Origin of the sequence: Limosilactobacillus avium (assembly GCF_947381485.1) — a bacterium.
Lineage (GTDB): Bacteria > Bacillota > Bacilli > Lactobacillales > Lactobacillaceae > Limosilactobacillus > Limosilactobacillus avium.
Genome location: NZ_CANCWN010000003.1, coordinates 72,048 through 92,714, shown reverse-complemented (window position 1 = coordinate 92,714; position 20,667 = coordinate 72,048). Strand labels below are relative to the sequence as shown.

General features: G+C 47.9%; 20 protein-coding genes and 1 pseudogene. All 21 read left to right on the top strand.

Annotation, left to right across the window (positions count from 1 at the left end):
- Positions 1-2: 2 nt before the first annotated feature.
- The 21 genes and pseudogenes from QOS01_RS02115 to QOS01_RS02015 all read left to right on the top strand — a co-directional run bounded on the left by QOS01_RS02115 (position 3) and on the right by QOS01_RS02015 (position 20,544).
- Positions 3-959, top strand: coding sequence for a F0F1 ATP synthase subunit gamma (locus QOS01_RS02115; protein ID WP_283620893.1), 957 nt, complete (start codon positions 3-5; stop codon positions 957-959).
- A 23-nt stretch (positions 960-982) separates the two neighbouring features.
- On the top strand, positions 983-2,410 hold the full coding sequence (gene atpD, locus QOS01_RS02110; RefSeq protein WP_047768008.1) for a F0F1 ATP synthase subunit beta: 1,428 nt from the start codon (positions 983-985) through the stop codon (positions 2,408-2,410).
- A gap of 12 nt (positions 2,411-2,422) precedes the next feature.
- Complete coding sequence (locus tag QOS01_RS02105; RefSeq protein ID WP_283620892.1) at positions 2,423-2,857, top strand: F0F1 ATP synthase subunit epsilon; 435 nt, start codon at positions 2,423-2,425, stop codon at positions 2,855-2,857.
- 193 nt (positions 2,858-3,050) lie between these two features.
- Complete coding sequence (locus tag QOS01_RS02100; protein WP_047768012.1) at positions 3,051-3,281, top strand: DUF1146 family protein; 231 nt, start codon at positions 3,051-3,053, stop codon at positions 3,279-3,281.
- Positions 3,282-3,299: 18 nt separating this feature from the next.
- A complete protein-coding gene (gene murA / locus QOS01_RS02095; RefSeq protein ID WP_283620891.1) occupies positions 3,300-4,625 on the top strand; it encodes a UDP-N-acetylglucosamine 1-carboxyvinyltransferase in 1,326 nt (441 codons plus the stop codon).
- 96 nt (positions 4,626-4,721) lie between these two features.
- On the top strand, positions 4,722-5,711 hold the full coding sequence (gene mreB / locus QOS01_RS02090; protein ID WP_283620890.1) for a rod shape-determining protein: 990 nt from the start codon (positions 4,722-4,724) through the stop codon (positions 5,709-5,711).
- 6 nt (positions 5,712-5,717) lie between these two features.
- Positions 5,718-6,002 (top strand): membrane protein insertion efficiency factor YidD, encoded by a 285-nt coding sequence (gene yidD, locus QOS01_RS02085; RefSeq protein WP_283620889.1) that lies wholly within the window; start codon positions 5,718-5,720, stop codon positions 6,000-6,002.
- Positions 5,972-6,196 carry a DUF2969 domain-containing protein gene (locus QOS01_RS02080; RefSeq protein WP_283620888.1) on the top strand — a complete coding sequence of 75 codons (225 nt, stop codon included), beginning with the start codon at positions 5,972-5,974 and terminating at the stop codon, positions 6,194-6,196. The genes yidD and QOS01_RS02080 overlap by 31 nt, the downstream gene beginning before the upstream one ends.
- Positions 6,197-6,251: 55 nt before the next feature.
- The gene (locus QOS01_RS02075) at positions 6,252-7,445 is read left to right on the top strand and encodes an FtsW/RodA/SpoVE family cell cycle protein (RefSeq protein WP_283620887.1); all 1,194 of its coding nucleotides are present in this window, start codon (positions 6,252-6,254) and stop codon (positions 7,443-7,445) included.
- 12 nt (positions 7,446-7,457) lie between these two features.
- Positions 7,458-7,757, top strand: a complete 300-nt coding sequence (locus tag QOS01_RS02070) for a glycine cleavage system protein H (RefSeq protein WP_283620886.1) — start codon at positions 7,458-7,460, stop codon at positions 7,755-7,757.
- A gap of 115 nt (positions 7,758-7,872) precedes the next feature.
- Positions 7,873-9,006 carry a D-alanine--D-alanine ligase family protein gene (locus tag QOS01_RS02065; protein WP_283620885.1) on the top strand — a complete coding sequence of 378 codons (1,134 nt, stop codon included), beginning with the start codon at positions 7,873-7,875 and terminating at the stop codon, positions 9,004-9,006.
- Between the two features lie 240 nt (positions 9,007-9,246).
- Entirely contained in the window at positions 9,247-10,089 is an 843-nt protein-coding gene (locus QOS01_RS02060; protein WP_283620884.1) for a helix-turn-helix domain-containing protein, read from the top strand.
- Between the two features lie 132 nt (positions 10,090-10,221).
- On the top strand, positions 10,222-11,109 hold the full coding sequence (locus tag QOS01_RS02055) for a 3-hydroxyacyl-CoA dehydrogenase (RefSeq protein ID WP_283620883.1): 888 nt from the start codon (positions 10,222-10,224) through the stop codon (positions 11,107-11,109).
- A 62-nt stretch (positions 11,110-11,171) separates the two neighbouring features.
- The gene (locus QOS01_RS02050) at positions 11,172-12,206 is read left to right on the top strand and encodes a hypothetical protein (protein WP_283620882.1); all 1,035 of its coding nucleotides are present in this window, start codon (positions 11,172-11,174) and stop codon (positions 12,204-12,206) included.
- 235 nt (positions 12,207-12,441) lie between these two features.
- Entirely contained in the window at positions 12,442-14,046 is a 1,605-nt protein-coding gene (locus QOS01_RS02045) for a xylulokinase (protein ID WP_283620881.1), read from the top strand.
- A gap of 13 nt (positions 14,047-14,059) precedes the next feature.
- Positions 14,060-14,791 (top strand): L-ribulose-5-phosphate 4-epimerase, encoded by a 732-nt coding sequence (locus tag QOS01_RS02040; protein ID WP_283620880.1) that lies wholly within the window; start codon positions 14,060-14,062, stop codon positions 14,789-14,791.
- Between the two features lie 141 nt (positions 14,792-14,932).
- The gene (locus QOS01_RS02035; RefSeq protein ID WP_283620879.1) at positions 14,933-16,012 is read left to right on the top strand and encodes a GntR family transcriptional regulator; all 1,080 of its coding nucleotides are present in this window, start codon (positions 14,933-14,935) and stop codon (positions 16,010-16,012) included.
- 310 nt (positions 16,013-16,322) lie between these two features.
- A pseudogene (locus tag QOS01_RS02030) lies at positions 16,323-17,681 on the top strand (sugar porter family MFS transporter).
- Between the two features lie 187 nt (positions 17,682-17,868).
- Positions 17,869-19,293 carry an L-arabinose isomerase gene (gene araA, locus QOS01_RS02025; RefSeq protein ID WP_283620878.1) on the top strand — a complete coding sequence of 475 codons (1,425 nt, stop codon included), beginning with the start codon at positions 17,869-17,871 and terminating at the stop codon, positions 19,291-19,293.
- A gap of 368 nt (positions 19,294-19,661) precedes the next feature.
- Positions 19,662-19,988: a hypothetical protein gene (locus tag QOS01_RS02020; RefSeq protein WP_047769814.1), complete on the top strand. Its 327-nt coding sequence runs from the start codon at positions 19,662-19,664 to the stop codon at positions 19,986-19,988.
- 43 nt (positions 19,989-20,031) lie between these two features.
- A complete protein-coding gene (locus QOS01_RS02015) occupies positions 20,032-20,544 on the top strand; it encodes a sugar O-acetyltransferase (protein WP_283620877.1) in 513 nt (170 codons plus the stop codon).
- Positions 20,545-20,667: the final 123 nt, after the last annotated feature.

Below are 20,667 nucleotides of genomic sequence, written 5' to 3'. Positions count from 1 at the left end.
TAGTGCCAGCTTCACTTGCTGCAGTTAAACATAAAATTGAATCAACGAAGAGTACGCGGCAGATTACCTCTGCCATGCAGATGGTTTCAACTGCTAAACTGAATCAAATTCAACACCACACTCAAACCTACGAGGTCTATGCTGAGAAGGTTAAGCAAATGTTGGCTGATCTGGTTAAATCTCACAGTGCAACATCTGCTGCTTCACAGGATGATGTTTACGCTGCACTATTTAAAAAGCGTCCAGTAAAGAAGACTGGAATACTCGTAATTACATCAGATCGGGGCCTGGTGGGAAGTTACAACAGTAACATCCTCAAGCAAACGATGGCCCTGATGAAGGAGCACAATCTTAATAAAGACAACACTGTTTTCCTGACGGTTGGTAAGACGGGGACCGAATTCTTGAAGAAGCAGGACATGAACATTATTTACCAGTATTCTGGTGTTAGCGATGTTCCTTTGTTCCGTGAGGTTCTCCCGATTGTTCGGACGGCGGTTCAAATGTACAATGACCAGGTATTCGACGAAATGTATTTGGTATTTAGCCACTACGTTAACCGGATTACTTCCCACGTCATTGCCCATGATATCCTGCCAATTACGGAACACTCATTACTTGACGACGAGGGCAACATGCCTGAAAAGGACAATGACAAGACACCACTTGAAAATAGTGATGTAACTGCAGCCCACGTTTCAGCTGAGTATGAATTCGAGCCATTGGATACGGTGATTGTTTCTGCATTGGTTGCCCAATATGCAGAAAGCTTATTATATGGAGCTATTCTGGATGCCAAGACATCCGAACACTCCTCAAGTGCGAATGCCATGCGGTCAGCAACTGACAATGCTGATGACATCATTTCAACATTGGAATTGCAGTATAACCGTGCACGGCAGGCTGCTATCACCACGGAAATCACTGAAATTACCGGTGGGATGACAGCACAAGAATAATTTCTAACGTAGGAGGAAACAACATGAGTTCTGGTAAAGTTGTACAAGTTATCGGACCAGTTGTCGATGTTGAATTCCCCTTAGACGGTAAACTTCCTGAAATTAACGATGCTTTGAAGATCAAGGAAAGTGATGACAAGACTTTAACGACTGAAGTTGCCCTTGAATTGGGTGACGGGGTTGTCCGGACGATTGCCATGGACGGAACCGATGGTCTTCAACGGGGAATGGAAGTTGAAAACACTGGTGCATCAATTAGTGTGCCAGTTGGTGACGATACTCTGGGACGAGTATTTAACGTCTTAGGTGAACCTGTTGATAACGGACCGAAATTTGGCCCTGACGCAAAGCGGATGCCAATTCACCGTGATGCACCAAAGTACGACGAATTAAACAACAACACGGAAATTTTGGAAACTGGTATTAAGGTTATTGACCTGCTGGCTCCATATGTTCGTGGTGGTAAGATTGGTCTGTTCGGTGGTGCCGGTGTTGGTAAGACCGTTTTGATTCAGGAATTGATTCACAATATCGCCCAAGGTCACAATGGTATTTCTGTCTTCACAGGTGTTGGTGAACGTACCCGTGAAGGTAACGATATGTACTACGAAATGAAGGCCTCCGGGGTTCTTGAAAAGACTGCCATGGTCTATGGTCAGATGAACGAACCACCTGGTGCCCGGATGCGGGTTGCCTTAACTGGTCTGACCATCGCGGAATACTTCCGTGATGTTAAGGGTCAAGACGTGCTTTTGTTCATCGATAACATTTTCCGGTTTACCCAGGCCGGTTCAGAAGTTTCTGCCCTGTTAGGGCGGATTCCATCAGCCGTTGGTTATCAGCCAACGCTGGCTACTGAAATGGGTCAGTTGCAGGAACGGATCACTTCTACCAAGAAGGGTTCCATTACGTCTATTCAAGCCGTTTATGTTCCTGCCGATGACTACACCGACCCTGCTCCAGCCACGACTTTCGCCCACCTGGATGCGACGACCAACCTTGAACGTCGTCTGACCCAGATTGGTATTTACCCAGCCGTGGACCCACTGGAATCAACTTCAACTGCATTGACGCCTGAAATTGTTGGTAAGGAACACTACGAAGTCGCTACTCAAGTTCAACACGTTCTTCAACGGTACCACGAATTACAAGATATCATTTCTATTTTAGGGATGGATGAATTGTCCGATGAAGAAAAGACGATTGTTGCTCGTGCACGGCGGATTCAAAACTTCCTTTCCCAAAGTTTCAGTGTTGCCGAACAATTTACTGGTACGCCAGGTAAATACGTTCCACTGAAGGACACCATCAAAGGCTTCAAGGGTATCCTTGAAGGTAAGTACGATGACCTTCCAGAAGAAGCATTCCGGCTGGTTGGGACAATCGACGATGCTGTAGAAAAAGCAAAGAAAATGAAGGCTGAGACTGACCAAGAAAACGCAGAAGATTAGGAGGGATAATTTATGGCTGATAGTAAATTTAAGGTCACCATTATTACTCCTGATGGCACTGTCTATGATAATGACGAGGCAACCATGATCGTCATGAACACCGCTGGTGGACAAATGGGGGTTATGGCCAATCACGTGCCTTTGATTGCTTCTCTAAAGATCAGTGTTGTTCGCGTCAAGCATGACGACGGTGAGGATGAAGTTGCCGCAGTTAACGGTGGAATCATGCAATTTGATGGCCACGAAGCTTTAATTGCGGCTGACAGTGCCGAACTGCCAGAACGGATTGACGTTGAACGTGCTCAACATGCGAAGGAACGGTCCGAAAAGGCGATTGAAGCAGCCAAGAAGAGTCATAACAAAGACGACTTGGCCCGGGCTGAAGTTCACCTTAAGCGGGCAATTAACCGTTTGAAAGCATCAAAGTACAGCAAAAAATTACAATAATTTGTCCAAGGAGGGGCACGATTAAGTGGTTCCCTTCTTGCTCATCAATGGTCGCCCATATCTATGGAGATATGGGCGGCCATTTGTCGTTTAAAGGGGCGGACCTTTTAATTAATGGTTAAACTTTTTTGTTAACGGTTCATTATTAGAAATGTTATGATATGATACAAAATGGCTGTTAGGAGGTTATGGAATGCAAGTAACGGGAATACACGCACTATTTGAAATTATCGTTCAATTTCTCTTCATCTGGTTGGCCTTTACGGCAATCCAGGGATTTCATATTGAGCGCCTCTTCAAACGCCCGCCACGCACTCTGCCGTTGATGATTGTTTTAACGGCAACAGCCATTGGTTACCTCTGTGCTAATTTCTTCCTCGGAATCATCACAGCCATTGGTAACCTTACATACTTAGTTCGTTAGTGCTGGGGGAGGATTGTTATGGAAAAGATAATTATCAAGGGTGGTCACCCCTTAAAGGGCAAGGTTGCGGTAGAAGGATCCAAAAACGCAATCTTGCCAATGCAGGCGGCGGCAATCCTTGCCGTCCAGGGGACGGTTATTTTAAATAATGTTCCACCAGTAACTGATGTGCGGGTCATGGACCGGCTCCTACAGTTCTTAAACCTTAAGACGGCGTACGGGGAAAAGGAGCGCCAGCTAGTCATTAACGGCAGCTTCCCCCTGTCCTCCGAGGCGACCTACGACTATGTGGGCAAGATGCGGGCCTCCCTGTTAGTAATGGGGCCCCTGCTGGCGCGGACCGGCTACGTCCGAATCGCCCTGCCAGGGGGCTGTTCAATCGGGGCCCGGCCAATTGACCTCCACCTGAAGGGAATGGAGATGCTGGGGGCAGCGATTAAGCAGGATGCGGGCTTCATTGAGGCCTCCTGTAACCACCTAGTCGGCACCCGGATTCCCCTTGATTTTCCCAGCGTGGGGGCAACGGAAAACATTATGATGGCCGCAACCATGGCTGAGGGGATCACGACGATTGAAAACGCCGCCTGTGAGCCCGAGGTCGTGGAACTGGCAAACCTCCTCAATAAGATGGGTGCCCGGGTCCACGGGGCCGGAAGCAAGGTTATCCGTATCCAGGGGGTCTACTTCCTCCACGGCGCGGAATACACGGTAATGCCGGACCGGATTGAAGCCGGGACCTTCATGATTGCTGCGGCCATTACTAACGGTGACGTGATTGTCAACGGCGCGGTTCCGGAGTACAGTGCCTCACTCATTGCTAAGCTAGAAGAGATGGGCGTGACCGTGATTAAGCAGGCGAACGGCATCCGGGTTCTCGGGACGTCCGTACTGCTACCGGCGGCGGTCAAAACGATGCCATACCCGGGCTTTCCGACCGACTTGCAACCGCAGATGACCGTCCTCCAGCTCCTGGCCAACGGGACCAGTACGATGGAAGAGCACGTCTTTGAGAAGCGTTTCATGCACCTGGAAGAACTGAGGCGGATGAACGCCCACTTCCAAATCAACGGTGCGGTGGCCACTTTGCTCGGTCCGAGTCATTTTAGCGGGGCCGAAGTGGCAGCCACCGACCTTCGTGCGGGCGCGGCACTGGTCCTGGCTGGTTTGGTTGCCAAGGGAATTACCCAGGTGCGGCGTCCGGACTGCCTCGACCGGGGATACCTTCATTTCTACCAGAAGTTGCAGAAGCTGGGGGCCCAGATTGACCGGCGTGACATTGAAGACCAGTTTAAACTGACCTCCCATGAACAACCCGGGGCAAATCGGGGAAGTAACGAGGAGTAACCACCTGATATGTGGTATAATACGAACGATATTAACTTAAAAATAAGCGCTTTGATTAGCAGGAAATCCGCATCAAGCGAAAAGGAGATAAGTTGAATGGCAAAAGATATCGGAATCGATTTAGGGACTGCCAACGTCCTTATCTATGTGCAGGGCAAGGGGATTGTCCTGAATGAACCTTCTGTTGTGGCAATCGATACCCAAACCAACAAAGTTTTGGCAGTGGGTTCTGAAGCTTACCGGATGGTAGGTCGGACCCCAAGCAACATTCGGGCAATTCGGCCACTGAAGAACGGGGTCATTTCAGACTTCGATGTTACCCAGGAAATGCTTTCCTACTTCATCGGTAAGTTGAGCGTTAAGGGCTTCATGTCTAAGCCGAACATCATGATCTGTGCCCCAACCAACATCACGGAAATTGAACGGAAGGCAATTATTCAAGCCGCCGAACAGTCCGGTGGAGGCAAGGTTTACCTAGAATACGAACCTAAAGTTGCTGCCATTGGTGCCGGCCTGGATATCTTCAAGCCCCGCGGGAGCATGGTAATCGACATGGGTGGTGGTACCAGTGACATCGCCATCCTGTCGCTCGGCGATATTGTTGCTAGCCAATCTATTCGGATGGCTGGGGACAAGATGAATAACGACATCGCCGCCTACATCAAGGATAAGCACGGCCTGGTAATCGGTGAACACACCGCCGAAAACATCAAGATGGAAATTGGGACCGCCCTCAAGGTGGACGAACCGAAGGAAATGGATGTTCGTGGTCGGGACGTGGCCAGCGGAATGCCAAAGCAGGTCACCGTTAACCAAAACGAAATTGAAGAGGCCCTCCATGATACCCTGGAACAAATCGTCACTGCTACCGTCAACGTCCTGGAAACAATTCCACCGGAGTTGGCTAGCGACATCATTGATCGGGGAATTATGCTGACCGGGGGAACCTCCCTGCTGAACGGGATTGACCAGCTCTTCAGTTCCCGCCTAAAGGTTCCCGTAGTTGTCTCCCAAGACCCATTGGATAACGTGGCCAAGGGTGCTGGTGAGATGCTAGAACGGATGCAAAAGGCTGATAAGAAGTAATAAGAGATGGTGCACTTTTTGTGTCGCTTGATACGGGGGTACCAGCGGGGAATTTCTGCCCGGCGTCCTTACCGGGTTTGCCGTTACTACCCCACGTGTTCAGAGTATATGATCCAGGCCCTGCAACGATTTGGTATCAAGGGCGCACTGCTGGGAATTGCCCGGATTCTGCGCTGCCATCCCTTTGTAAGGGGCGGCTATGATCCGGTGCCCCAGCATTTTACTTTTCAACGTCAACAAAATAATTTAAGGGTGAAAACGTGTCAAAAAAGGATAAAAAAATTGAAGTAAGTGTTAAGGATATTGAGCGTCGGCATCAACCTGTCCAACAGATCTTTATTGGAGGCCGCCTTATCGGGGAAGTAATTACCGATAATGACCGCTTTAAGGCCTTGCTGACGGCGGATCAAAGTGAGTTTAACGCTCGCTCGCAAGAAGAAGGACTGGAAATTGTCTTGCAGCAATACCACTTGCACCAACGCTAAGCCGCTTGTGGTGGCCAATTCTTCTTGTCAAAATATGGCATAAAGGAGTTAGGTAATGCAACATTCGCAAAATGATGAAGAGAGTCGGATTGATTGGGGAATCATTTTCTGTGTTTTGCTGCTGGCGTTAATTGGTTTAGCGTCAATTTACGTTGCGGCAAGCCATGACCGTCAATCCGTCAGTGTTGCCCGTCAGGTAATTACCCAGTTGGTATGGTACGCTGTAGGAATTATCCTGGTGGTTGTGATCATGCAGTTCGATGCGGAGCAGTTATGGAAGATTGCCCCGATTGTTTACTGGGCCAGCATCTTTCTGATGTTTGCCATCCTGGTATTCTATAGTCGGTCGTACTATGTTAATACCGGGGCAAAGAGTTGGTTTGCAATCGGGCCGTTTACGTTCCAGCCGTCGGAAATAATGAAACCCGCGTATATCTTAATGATGGGGCGGGTCATTACGACCCATAATAACCGCTATCCGGTTCACACGGTGCGAAGTGACTGGCGTTTAATCGGGACAATGTTTTTGTGGCTTTTGCCAGTCTTGATTTCCCTGCACTTCCAAAATGACTTTGGGACGGCCCTGGTCTTCTTTGCCATCTTCTGTGGGATGGTCTTGGTTTCCGGGGTAACCTGGCGAATCCTGGCACCCGCAGCTGGCGCCTTGATTGTTGTCGGGGGGGCCGCACTGGCGATGGTGACGAGTTCCATTGGGCGGACCATCCTGGAGCACATTGGCTTTCAGGCCTACCAATTCGACCGGGTTGACACCTGGCTACATCCGGAACAGGATACGACCAACCAGGGTTACCAGCTCTGGCAGAGTATTAAGGCCGTTGGTTCCGGTGGAATTACGGGGACCGGGTTTAATAATTCTAAGGTTTACGTCCCCGTCCGGGAGTCCGATATGATCTTTTCGGTAATCGGGGAAAACTTTGGCTTCGTGGGCAGTGCCCTGTTGATCCTGATTTACCTCCTGCTAATTTACCTGATGATCCGGGTAACCTTTGATACGCGGAACGAATTTTACGCGTACATCTCGACCGGGGTCATCATGATGATCCTCTTCCACGTCTTTGAAAATATCGGGATGAATATTGGTCTCTTACCGTTGACCGGTATTCCATTACCGTTTATCAGTGCCGGGGGTTCTTCTTTGATTGGAAACCTGATTGGGATTGGGATGATAATGTCGATGCGTTATCATCACCATTCATACATGTTTAGTAATAATCGTGAATTTAGATAATGAGGTGCAGATATGGCAACAAAGAATAACTACTTTTGGACAAAGCAAGCCGCCGACGGAACGACCCGGGTTGGTCTGAATGACCAGGGCCGCGACGATCTCGGTGAAGTAAGCTTCATCGACCTTCCCGAAGTGGGAACCGAGCTGACTGAAGGCGGTAAGTTCCTCTCCGTTGAGGCAGAGAAGGCCGTTACCGACCTAGAAAGTCCGGTTACCGGGAAAATCGTGAAGGTTAACGATAAGTTGGCAGACAGTCCAGAAGACCTGTCCAGTGATGACGAACAGAAGAACTGGATCATTGCTGTTAAGTAGTAAATAAAAAGGGTGCCTGCGTGGCACCTTTTTTCGTGTTGATAAACATTTATATATATGATATTCTTAAAGTTCTAGGAATTCGGTTTAAATAAAAGAAAAGGTGGTATTTCTAATGAGTAAGAAGCTGCGTGTTGCATTGCTGTTTGGTGGGAATTCATCTGAGCATGATGTCTCCAAGCGCTCGGCGCACAACATTTATGACGCAATGGATAAGGAAAAGTACGACGTTAGTTTGTTTATGTTCACTAAGGACGGAATCCTGTTAAACAATGAAGATTCGCAGCGGATCTTTGACGGGGAACCAGAGGATGAGGTCGTCAAGGATGCTTATCAAAAGATGGACCTGACTAAGCCCCTGGCACCAATCATGGCCCTAAATGAGCTATCCGGGATTGACTTCTTCTACCCAGTCATTCACGGTAACCTGGGCGAGGACGGGACAGTTCAAGGCCTGTTTAAGCTCCTCAACAAGCCTTACGTCGGTTCAAACATTGCGGCGAGTGCCCTTTCCTTTGATAAGGACCTTACCAAGAAGATGCTGAACGAAGCGGGCATTCGTAATACGCCGTACGTCCTGCTGACGCCGGAAAACCAGGCTGATTATCCTTGGGACCGCCTGGAAGAAGACCTGGGTGACCTGATTTTTATTAAGCCAGCCAAGCAGGGCTCTTCAGTAGGAATCCACCGGGTTACTAACGCTGAGGAATACGCAGCGGCACTCAAGGATGCCTTTAAATACGATTTTAAGGTCCTGGCCGAACAGGGAGTTGACCACCCACAAGAAGTTGAAATCTCCATCTTGGGCAATGAGCACCCCATTGCTTCCAAGCTGGGTGCGGTCCGTGTACCAAAGGGCGATCCGTTCTACGACTACGAGAATAAGTTTGTTGATGCTAGTGGGGTAGTGTTTGAATTACCAGTCAAGTTGCCACAGCACTTAACTGATGAAATTACTGACATGGCACTGAAGGCGTACAAGGTGCTGGACATGAAGGGCCTGGCCCGGATCGACTTCTTAGTTGATTCCAACAATGTTCCATACCTGAGTGAGCCAAACACCTTGCCAGGGTTCACGAATATCAGTCTTTATCCGCAAATGTGGGAGGTCTCGGGAATCACTTATTCTGATTTGATTGATCGCCTGATTCAACTTGGCTTGGATGAATTCAAACGGAATAGTCAAATTAAGTATGATTTTCGTGAGCTTGGACAGGAACACGTTGGTCAAAAGAAATATAACAAATAAATCCCTTTAGCTTTAGAGCACTAAGGATTTTAACTATTAATATATTAATTGATAAGTGGGGTTGCAACCGGTTTGCAGCCCCTTTTTTATGTTAACAAACGTTTATCAGTGAAAAGTGAATTAAAAGATTTAATGGGCAATTTTAGGAAAAATTTCATAATAAGTGTTATAATAAGAAACTGAATAAAAGGGATTTTATAACGGAACAAATTATTAGTAATAAATTGAGGATGATAACCAATGAAACTCCGTGGAGATGTTCTAAAACAGATTCGCCGCAAGAGAGGTTTATCGCAAACAGCATTGGCTGAAGGAATCTGCACTCAAGCGACGATTAGTCTAATGGAAAAGCAGGACCGTTTGCCAAAAATGGATATCTTGACCGCCATCTGTGAGCGGCTGAATATCCAACCGGATCGGATTATTGAAAAAGAAGTCAGTGGAATCAACGATACCTTCAACCAGATTATTGATGCCTTAACGGACCAAGAATTTGATAAAGCGAAGAAGTCAATTGATAAGATTCGGGTTAAGGATTTAAATAGCGACTTTGATAAGCAACGCTACTACTACCTTCTAGGAATGGTGCAGATTAAGGACGGCAATATCGACGATGCCATCTTTAACTTTGAGTTAGTTCTGACCCAGTTTGCCACCACCAGTGCCAACATCTACCTGGCAATGACGACGGCGGGAATGGCACTTGCCTACCTCCAGCGTAACGATCGTGAACGGGCAGTCCGGCTAACTAACCGGTCAGTGAAGTTAATTGATAACAAGAAACTGATTGGGAGCCTTCACCAGTGGGCCTCAATTAACTGCCAGATTGCCGAGCTCTACTGGCGGCTGGGTGAACCTGAGAAGGCAATCGATTGTGCCGAGCGGGGAATCAAGCTCTGCCGGGAACGAGAATCGCTGTTTCTGCTTGACCAGCTCTACATGTACGTCGGCCGGGCTTATATTGAACTTGGTGATAAGGAAAAGGCCAAGGAGAACTTGGAAATTGCCAAGAGCTTGAGCATTGCCCGCCACGGGGATGTCATGGAAAAGAGTATTGTCAAGGACTTGGAAAAGCTGCAATAAATTAGCTAAATAAATTCGATAGTGAATAAAAGGGTTCGGCATTGCTGGACCCTTTTTATAGTCGATTTTCTGAAAGCGCTACTAAAATATGATAAAATTAAAGTGTGCAGAGAATTATGAGGAGGCGTTGTTATGGAAATTAAAAACGTTGTGGTTGCTGGAGCAGGGGTGCTCGGCAGTCAAATTGCTTTTCAAGCGGCACGGTGTGGCTACCAGGTCAAGATCTGGAACCGACACATTGACCGCGCAGAACGGCGGTTGGCCGCAATTAAGGACCCGTTCATGAAGGAAATGAAGGCGTCCGCAGCTGATTACCAAGCCGCAATGGATAACATTGTTGATATAAGTAATGATTTAAAGGCGACCGTGGCTGATGCAGACTTGGTAATCGAATCCGTTTCCGAGTCGGTCGAGATCAAAAAGGCCTTCTATGAGGAACTTTGCCCGCTTCTCCCGGAGAAGACGATTTTAACCAGTAATTCATCCACCTTTATTCCGAGTGAACTGGTTGGATTTACTGACCGGCCAAGCAAGTTCGCCCACTTACACTTTGCCAACCATATTTGGAAGCATAACGTTGCTGAAATCGTCGGTAATCCGAAGACCGACCCAGCAGTTATTGAAGACCTGACTAACTTTGCCCGGTCAATTAAGATGGTACCAGTGGTCCTGAAAAAGGAGCAGCACGGTTACATCATGAATGCCTTACTGGTCCCACTATTGAATGCGGGGATGGCACTATGGGCAAACGGGGTTGCTGACCCGCACACCATTGATAAGGACTGGATAATTTCTAATGGGTCCCCACTTGGTCCGTTCATGATTCAGGATATTGTGGGTCTTCGGACTACCTATGCCGTAGTTCTGAACCAGTACCAGCAAACGAATAATGAACTATTTAAGAAGATTGCCGACAAACTGAAGCCAATGATTGATGCCGGTCATACGGGTGTCGAAGCGGGGGAGGGGTTCTACCATTACCCTAACCCTGAGTATAAAGATCCGGACTTCTTTAAGTAACTAAGGTTTAAATTAGCTCTGCACCAGTGGTTACCCATGCACATAGAAAGGGAGTAGTTTCTATGAGACAGTATCGTGTTATTATTTGGGGACTTGGAAATGTCGGTCGGGCGGCCGTGCGAATGATTGGTGAACGCCAGTCAGTGAAGTTGGTCGCTGCGGTTGATAATGACCCGGAAAAGGTTGGTAAGGATGCTGCCGGGCTATTTGGCTTTCCGGACATTGGTGTCAAGGTCACGGACGACATCGATGCAGCGCTGAAACTGGATGCCGACGTGGTCCTGGTATACACACCACTTCGCCACGAGCCAAAGACGGGGGCCTTTACACCAAGCGCGGAGGATATGGTTAAGGTCCTGAATGCCAAGAAGAACTGTATCACGACCATTCCGCTTTACTACTCACAAGTTACTACACCGGACCTGTACAAGATGATTAACGATGCCGCTGTAAAGAACGGCGTTACCTTCATGCCGAGTGGTTTATTACCAGGCTTCTATGCTTCACACCTGCCACTGTACCTTTGTAACTTGGTTGACCATGTTGACCAGCTCACCGTTCAATCTGGTGAGGACGACCAGAATAACACTTCTTCCTGGGTTAAGGTCTTTGGTTATGGGATAGATCCCGATAAGTTCCCTCAGGATAAGTTAAAGGCCGGCATTGCTGCTTACTACATTGCCGCTGTTTATGAGATGGGCGACCGGTTAGGACTCAAGTTTGATGATGTTAAGGTTACTCACGAGGTATTTACCGCTCCTCAGGATCTTCATCCAAAGGCATTTGGATTGATCAAGAAGGGGACAATGATGGGGCACCGCTTCACCATGAGTGGTTATGTCGGTGGTGAGAAGAAGGTTAGCCTGATTTATGTCCACAAGATTTGCAACGATATTGTTAAGGAACCAGCAATTGATAGTCACATCCACATTGCTGGTATTCCAACTATTGATGTTGAGGTCCAGAACATGATCCCGCTAGAGGAAAGTTACGTCACGAGTGCGGCACCAAGTGTTGATGTCATCCCCCAGTGTATTGAAGCTCCTGCAGGTTACCAGCACGTTCTTGATCAACCGACGATGTTACCACTGGTTTAGAAAAATAGAATAGACAACCTTTCGAATAAGCGACTGGGAAAATAAAAACCCCAGTCGCTTCTTTTTATGCTTAAATTTATAATGATAAATATTTGATTATCTGCCGATGAATTACAGTATCTATGAAATCTACGCAATATTTATTATGACTATTCGTAATAAATCTGTTTGATTTATACGTATAAATATTTTACAATAAAGTTGTTCAATAAATTTGTAGGGGGAGGCAATTCCTGTGGATAAAAGCAAAATTAAGGCAAAAATTGAAAGCGCCAACACTGCGCTCGGTATTGAGCTCGGCTCGACGCGGATTAAGGCGGTCCTGGTAACGGACGACTACCAGGTCGTTGCTTCTGGAGACTTTGTTTGGGAAAACGAACTCCGGAACAACATCTGGACCTACCCGCTTGAGAAGGTGTGGAAGGGAATCCAGACCAGTTACGCTAACATGGCGGCCAGTGTCAATGAACAGTATGGTGTCCGCCTGACCAAGATTGGTTCGATTGGGATCAGTGCGATGATGCACGGTTACATGCCCTTCGATAAGGACGGTAATTTGTTAGTACCATTCCGGACCTGGCGAAACAACATTACTGGTGAGGCCGCTGATAAGTTGACGGAACTGTTTAACTTCAACATTCCGGAACGGTGGAGTGTGGCCCACCTTTATCAAGCAATCCTTAACAAGGAAGACCACGTTAAGGACATTGACTTCATCACAACTCTAGATGGCTACGTTTCCTGGAAGTTATCCGGAAACAAGAACACCGGGATTGGCGACGCCTCCGGGATGTTCCCAATCGATGAGGAAACAAAGACCTACGATGAAAAGATGCTTGAACAGTTTGCTGGTCTGCCGGAAGTGGCTAAGTTTAACTGGAACATCAAGGACATCCTGTCAGAGGTTCTACTGGCTGGTCACCCGGCTGGCAAGTTAACTGCCGAGGGTGCCAAGCTGTTGGACCCCAGTTCCCAGCTGCAAGCGGGTTCTTTGATTGCCCCATCAGAAGGTGATGCCGGGACGGGGATGGTTGCTACCAACGCCGTTCGGAAGCGGACCGGGAATATCTCTGCCGGAACGTCTGCCTTTTCAATGGTAGTTCTTGACCAAAAACTAAATAAGGTTCACCGCGACATCGACATGGTTACGACGCCCGACGGTGCACCGGTAGCGATGGTTCACACCAACAACTGCTCCTCCGACATTAATGCTTGGGCCAGCGTCTTCAACCAGTTCGCCAAGGTTCTGGGAATTAACCTGTCACCGAACGAACTGTACGAGAAGCTCTTTGACTCCTCCTTACAGGGGGACCAAGACGCTGGTGGCCTGGTTAACTTTAGCTACCTTTCCGGTGAAAACATCACGAAGGTCCAAGATGGGCGGCCAATGATGGTCCGCAAGCCGGACAGTCACTTCACTTTGGCCAACATCTTTAAGGTTCAACTGTACTCCGCCTTTGCTCCGCTGAAGATTGGGATGGATATCCTTCTGCGGGAAGAACACATCCGGACCGACGTGCTGATTGCCCAAGGGGGACTCTTCAAGACGCCGGTGGTTGCTCAGCAAGCCCTCGCCGATGCCTTAAACACGCCGATTACCTTGATGAGTAACGCCGGTGAAGGGGGCCCATGGGGGATGGCCGTCCTCGCCCTCTACGCCAGTGATACTAAGGGCAAGAACCTGGCTGACTACCTAGACGACGAGGTCTTTGTTGATGCCGAAAGCTCAACCCTCTTCCCTGAGCCGGAGAGTGTTCAAGGCTATGAGAAGTTTATTGATAACTACAAGGAAGCATTACCAGCCGAAATCGAAGCCGGTAAGGACATGAAATTAAACTAAAAGGAGAAGAATAATGCTCGAAGAATTAAAGAAGGAAGTATACGACGCCAACATGAAACTGCCTAAGTTAGGCCTGGTTACCTTTACTTGGGGGAACGTCTCCGGAATTGACCGGGAGAAGGGCCTCTTTGTCATCAAGCCATCTGGTGTTCCATACGAAGAAATGAAGCCGGAAGACATGGTAGTTGTTAACCTCAAGGGGGAAGTCGTTGAAGGGGATTTGAACCCATCCAGTGATACGCCAACCCACACCTACCTGTACAACCACTTCCCAAAGATCGGTGGGATTGTCCACACCCACTCCCCATGGGCCGTTTCCTTTGCCGCTGCCCACATGGATATTCCAGCCATGAACACCACCCACGCCGACACCTTCTACACCGATGTCCCGGCTGCTGATGCCCTCACTAAGGAAGAAATTGAAGAAGACTACGAAGGCAACACCGGGAAGGTGATTGTCCGGAGCTTTAAAGAGCGGGGCTTAGACTATGAAGCAACCCCGGCGGCCCTCGTTATGCAGCACGGTCCATTTGCCTGGGGACCAACTCCGGACAAGGCGGTTTACAATGCTAAGGTCCTGGAAGTCGTTGCCGAGGAGGACTACCACACTTTGCAATTGACCCGGGCAGACAACCACTTACCACAATACCTGCTTGACAAGCACTATTACCGGAAGCACGGGAAGAATGCTTACTATGGTCAAAACAATGCCCACAGTAAGGACCACGCCAAACGTGAAAACTAATTTAAACTAGCAAAAAACTTATTGCGTCCCGGACGGTTAACCGCCGACAGTTATTAGACCAATGATTGTCCGCAGTTCGTTTGGGGCGCGCTTTTTTTTGCTCTTTACTGTATAATGGTCGCATAACAGGGAGGGGACAGAATGGCAACCAAGTATGAGACCGTAAAGGAAAAAATTCGGCAGAAAATAAGTTCAGGGCACTACGAAAAGGGTACCCAGCTGCCGACAGAATCAGCCCTGATGGCGGAGTATAATGTCAGCCGCTACACGATCCGGCGGGCGATGGGCGAACTAGAAAACGAACACTACATTTACCGGATCCAAGGTGGGGGAATGTACGTTGACGACTGGCAGGCAACGCCGGATAAGCCGGTGAACCGCAAAGTCATCGGGGTTGTAACCACCCATTTAGCGGACTACATCTTCCCGAGCATTATTAGTGGGATTGACCGGGCAATCTCGAGTCACGGTTATTCAGTCCTGTTGAGCAACACCCACAACGACCAACAACAGGAGCGGGTCAGCCTGCAAAGAATGCTCAATAGCAAGGTTGATGGGTTGATCTTGGAACCGACCCAAAGTGCCCGGCCCAACCCCAATCAGGACCTCTACCAGCGAATTGAGGAGTCCCACATTCCGGCGATCTTCATCAATGCCCACTATGATAATTCTTCGTTACCCTACATCGACATCGATGACCGGGCAACCGAGATGGAGCTGGTTAATAGCCTCTTTGACAATGGCCACCAGCGGATTCTGGGGGTCTTTAAGATTGACGATATGCAAGGAGTTGGCCGGATGCAGGGCTTTTTGGATGCCTATACGGCCCATCCCGACTTCACCCTCCTCAGTAACGTAATCATGTACCAGTCAACGGATGACGTGGCCCAGATCTTTGATAAGATTGCCCAGTACATGCGATCTGATGACCGGCCTACCGCAATTGCCTGCTATAACGATGAGCTGGCAATTCAGGTGATGGACGTTATTCGGTCACTGGGGATGGCGATTCCCGAGGACGTCAGCATTATTGGTTTCGATGATTACCTCCTGAGCGACTACGTAATGCCGGGGCTCACAACCGCGGTTCACCCCAAGAATAAGATGGGGGTCGATGCCGGGCAGATGATCTTAAAACTGATCGAGGGGGAGAAGGTCAAACCGATCATTTACCATCCCGAGATCATCTACCGTCAGTCAGTGAAGAAAATTACAAACTAATATATATCCGGACGAATACTAACATCAGGTCCACGTATTTCTGCATTATTGCGGTAAGTACGTGGACTTTTTTGGGCTTATCTGTAAATTTAGGTGGAGTTAACCAGGGTAACAAAGGCTGACAGGACGGCATTTATCCGGACTACCAATAATTTATACGCAATTTTAGGAATAAAATTGTAACCGTTTTATTGACTTGTCCTGACAAATATTCTATACTTACGTTGTAAGCGCTTGATGTGTAATTACGAATCGCATGTGATTAGGATTCTGAGGTTGTTATTTTTACAAAGTATAGGAGTGAACAAAGTTGAAGAAGATTTCAAACGGTTTTATCTATACTTTTGGTGCACTTGGTGGTTTACTGTTCGTATACGATATTGCGTCCGTTTCTGGGGCCATCCTGTTTATCCAGAAGCAATTAAGCCTTAACTCTTGGGAACAAGGGATGGTTGTTTCATCCGTTTTGATTGGTGCGATCCTTGGTGCCCTTGGTACTAGTAAGTTCCTTGATAAGTATGGTCGTCGTAAGTTGTTAATTTGGGCCGCAATTATCTTTACAATTGGTGCCTTGGGTTCTGGGTTTGCCCCTGAATACTGGACCCTGTTAGTTACCCGGGTTATCTTGGGGATTGGTGTTGGTATTACTCCCGCATTGATTCCAGCCTACCTGCACGAACTTGCACCAAAGCGGATGCACGGTGCCGTTGCTACCATGTTCCAGTTGATGGTCATGATTGGTATTTTACTTGCCTACATCCTGAACTACACCTTCCAAAGCATGTACACCGGTTGGCGTTGGATGTTAGGGTTCGCCGCATTACCAGCTATTATTCTTTTCTTCGGTGCCCTGCTGCTGCCAGAAAGTCCTCGTTTCTTAGTTAAGATCGGTAAGGTTGACCAAGCACGGGCCGTTTTGATGAACACCAACAAGGGTGATGAACAAGCCGTTAACACCGCCCTGGACGAAATTCAAGTTTCCGCTAACCAAAAGCAAGGTGGTTGGAAGGAATTATTCGGTGCCGATGTTCGGCCGGCCCTGGTTACCGGTTTAGGTGCCGCTATCTTCCAACAAATCATTGGTTCTAACTCAGTTATTTTCTACGCACCAACGATCTTTACTAAAGTTGGTTGGGGTGTTGCCGCCGCTTTACTTGCCCACATCGGGATTGGGATTGTTAACGTTATTGTTACCGTTGTCGCAATGCTGTTGATGGACCACGTTGACCGGAAGAAGATGCTGACAATCGGTGCTGCCGGCATGGGTCTGTCACTGTTCGTCATGGCCGCTATCCTGAAGATGGACAGTGGTTCACAAGCCGCCGCATACGTAAGTGCGATTGCCTTGACTGTCTACATCGCCTTCTACGCATGTACTTAGGCCCCAATTACTTGGGTTTACATCGGTGAAGTCTTCCCACTGAACATTCGTGGTTTAGGGACATCACTTTGCTCCGCTACGAACTGGTTAGCTGATATGGTAGTTTCCTTGACGTTCCCATCAATGTTAGCTGCCTTCGACATTGCTAATACCTTCATTATTTATGGTGTTATCTGTGTTATTTGTATCATCTTTACCAACAAGTTCTTCCTCGAAACTCGTGGGAAGTCGCTTGAAGAGATTGAAGCTTCAATGCGTAAGATGACTGCTGCTAAGAAGAATGCTTAGTGATTAAAAAGGCTGTTTCCTTAGAGCAAGAAGGGAAACAGCCTTTCTCGTTAAATTTATTCAAATATTTACGATAGTTGTATTGATTTATACGGATGAATTCTATATAATAAAAATGTAAGCGATTTAGTGATAACTAATACAAAGTTACCGCAATTTCATTTAAGGAAAAGGAGATTATTCAATCATGTTAAAAAAGCTTGATTATGAATTTTGGTTCGCCGTTGGTAGTCAGCCACTGTACGGCCCAGAAGCACTGCAACAAGTTGAAAAGGATGCCCGCAAGTTAGTCGATGGCTTAAACGCCAGTGGCAAGCTGCCTTACAAGGTAGTCTTCAAGTTAGTGGCCACTACAGCTGACAGCATCACTAAGTTCATGAAGGAAGTTAACTACAACGACAACGTTGCCGGGGTCATTACCTGGATGCACACTTTCTCCCCAGCTAAGAACTGGATCCGCGGGACGGAACTGCTGCAAAAGCCACTCCTGCACCTGGCTACTCAAATGCTGGACCACATCCCATTTGACACGATTGACTTTGACTACATGAACCTGAACCAAAGTGCTCACGGTGACCGTGAATACGACTACATCAACGCCCGGATGGGTGTTCCAGAAAAGATCGTTTATGGTTGGTGGAATGACCCCGAAGTTCAAGAAGAAATTGCCGACTGGGAAAAGGTTGCCGTTGGTTACAACGAAAGCTTCCACATCAAGATCGCTCGTTTCGGTGACACCATGCGTGACGTTGCCGTTACTGAAGGTGACAAGGTTGCTGCTCAAATCAAGTTGGGCTGGACCGTTGACTACTGGCCAGTACCAGAACTGGTTGCAGCTGTTAATGCGGTTAAGGAAGAAGACATTGACAAAGAGTACAAGCGGCTGGAAGAAAACTACGACATGGTTGAAGGCGACAACGACCATGACAAGTATGTTCACTCCGTTCGTTACCAACTTCGTGAATACTTGGGAATCAAGCACTTCCTGGACGAAAAGGGTTACGACGCATTTACCACGAACTTCCAAGACCTTGAAGGATTGGAACAACTGCCTGGCTTAGCCGTTCAACTGTTAATGATTGATGGCTATGGCTTCGGTGCTGAAGGGGACTTCAAGTCTGCCGGTCTGTCCCGTCTGTTGAAGATTATTGCTGAAAACAAGCAAACGGCCTTCATGGAAGACTACACCCTGGACCTGCGGAAGGGTCACCAAGCAATCATGGGCTCCCACATGTTGGAAGTTGACCCAACCCTTGCTTCCGATAAACCACGGGTTGAAGTTCACCCACTGGATATTGGTGACAAGGCTGATCCAGCACGGTTGGTATTCACCGGTTCTGAAGGCGAAGGGATTGACATTACCCTTTCCTACTTCGACGATGGTTACAAGTTCATTGCCTACGATGTCGACTGCGCAAAGCCAGAAAAGGAAATGCCAAACCTGCCAGTTGCCAAGCAAATGTGGACGCCAAAGTGCGGCCTGAAGAAGGGTGCTACTGGCTGGATGCGTAATGGTGGTGGACACCACACCGTTCTGTCAATGAACCTGACGATGGACCAAATGGAAACCTTAGCAAACCTGTTTGGTATCAAGTTAATTGATATTAAATAAGTTAGTTTAAGGAATCATCCCTTAATTAAATCAATAATAGATACACCTCGAGAGGCTGGGAGAAAACTTTGTTTTCTCACCAGCCTCTTTTAGTTCTCCGAATATTACACAGTAATCGCGGAAAAACCAAATAGGCTTGCTCCGCGTCGAAGCGTGCTCCTAGTGTCTAGCGCCGCGAAGCAAGTCCATTGATTACGGACGATCATTGGCCCGTACCGTGCCAACAATCGTCCTATACTAGCCATACGGAGGACTCTGAAGCTTTTTTCCCAGCTTCCTTTTATTATATAAATTGAAAGCGGTTGCTAATTTATCCGGACAAGTGTAAAATGGTAATAGTGATAAAAATAGAAAAGCTGGGATATAAGATGAAACTTCATAAGTTAAATCCAGTCAAGGTGGACCACCTTCAAGAGGGCACGGTCTATTACCGCCGGTGGACAAAGTTTGAAAAGGTGTTTGCCGTGGTCGGTGTCCTTCTCCTGTTTACGGGGATTGGGATTGTTTCCGACGTAATTTTATTGGCAATGTACCTCTACTGTATGGATAAGGTGGACGTTTCGCCGGTTGGTCATCCGGACAAGCGCTTGTTAATTAAGAAGCACGAGTGGGACCACTACCGGCATGTTCATGGGATTGACTACTGGCACCAACACCAGCCGCGGCGGGTCAAAGCAATGGTTAGTCACCAGTAAACAAGTTTGAGCCGCTTGGGGCTCTTTTTTTATGGAGGAAAAGATGAAGAGTGAAAAAGAGAAGATGCTCAGCGGGGAGGTCTTTAAGGTTGACGACCCTACATTAGTTGCAGAACGAGGACACGCCCGTCGGTTGGTCCATTCCTTTAATGAACTGGGTGAGGACCAGCCGGCCAAAAGTGGGGCCCTGATTAGGGAATTGTTTGGTCACGTTGGTAGTGGGTGCGAAGTTCACCCGCACTTTCGTTGCGATTACGTCTACAACATCGAAGTTGGTGATGACTTCTTCGCTAACTATGACTGTGTGATGCTGGATGTCAGTCCAATTCGCATTGGTGACCACTGCTTACTTGGTCCCCGGGTCCAGCTGTATACCGTTAACCATCCCCTCAATCCTCGTTTGCGGCGGAACGGGGCCTATGGGCAAAGCTTCGATATTACCCTGGGTAATGACGTTTGGGTTGGGGGCGGAAGTATTATCTGTCCTGGCGTGACCCTCGGTGATAACGTGATCGTGGGTGCCGGAAGTGGGAGTGAGACAGAACTAGCTTGCTAGTTCGTCTTTCGAAGCGAAGCAAGCCTGTAGGGAACCCCCGTCGACGCGAAGCTAGCCTGTGGAAGCACAAAGAGGACTCTAGCGTTCGGATTTGCCGAACGCTAGAGTCCCTTTGTGTACTGC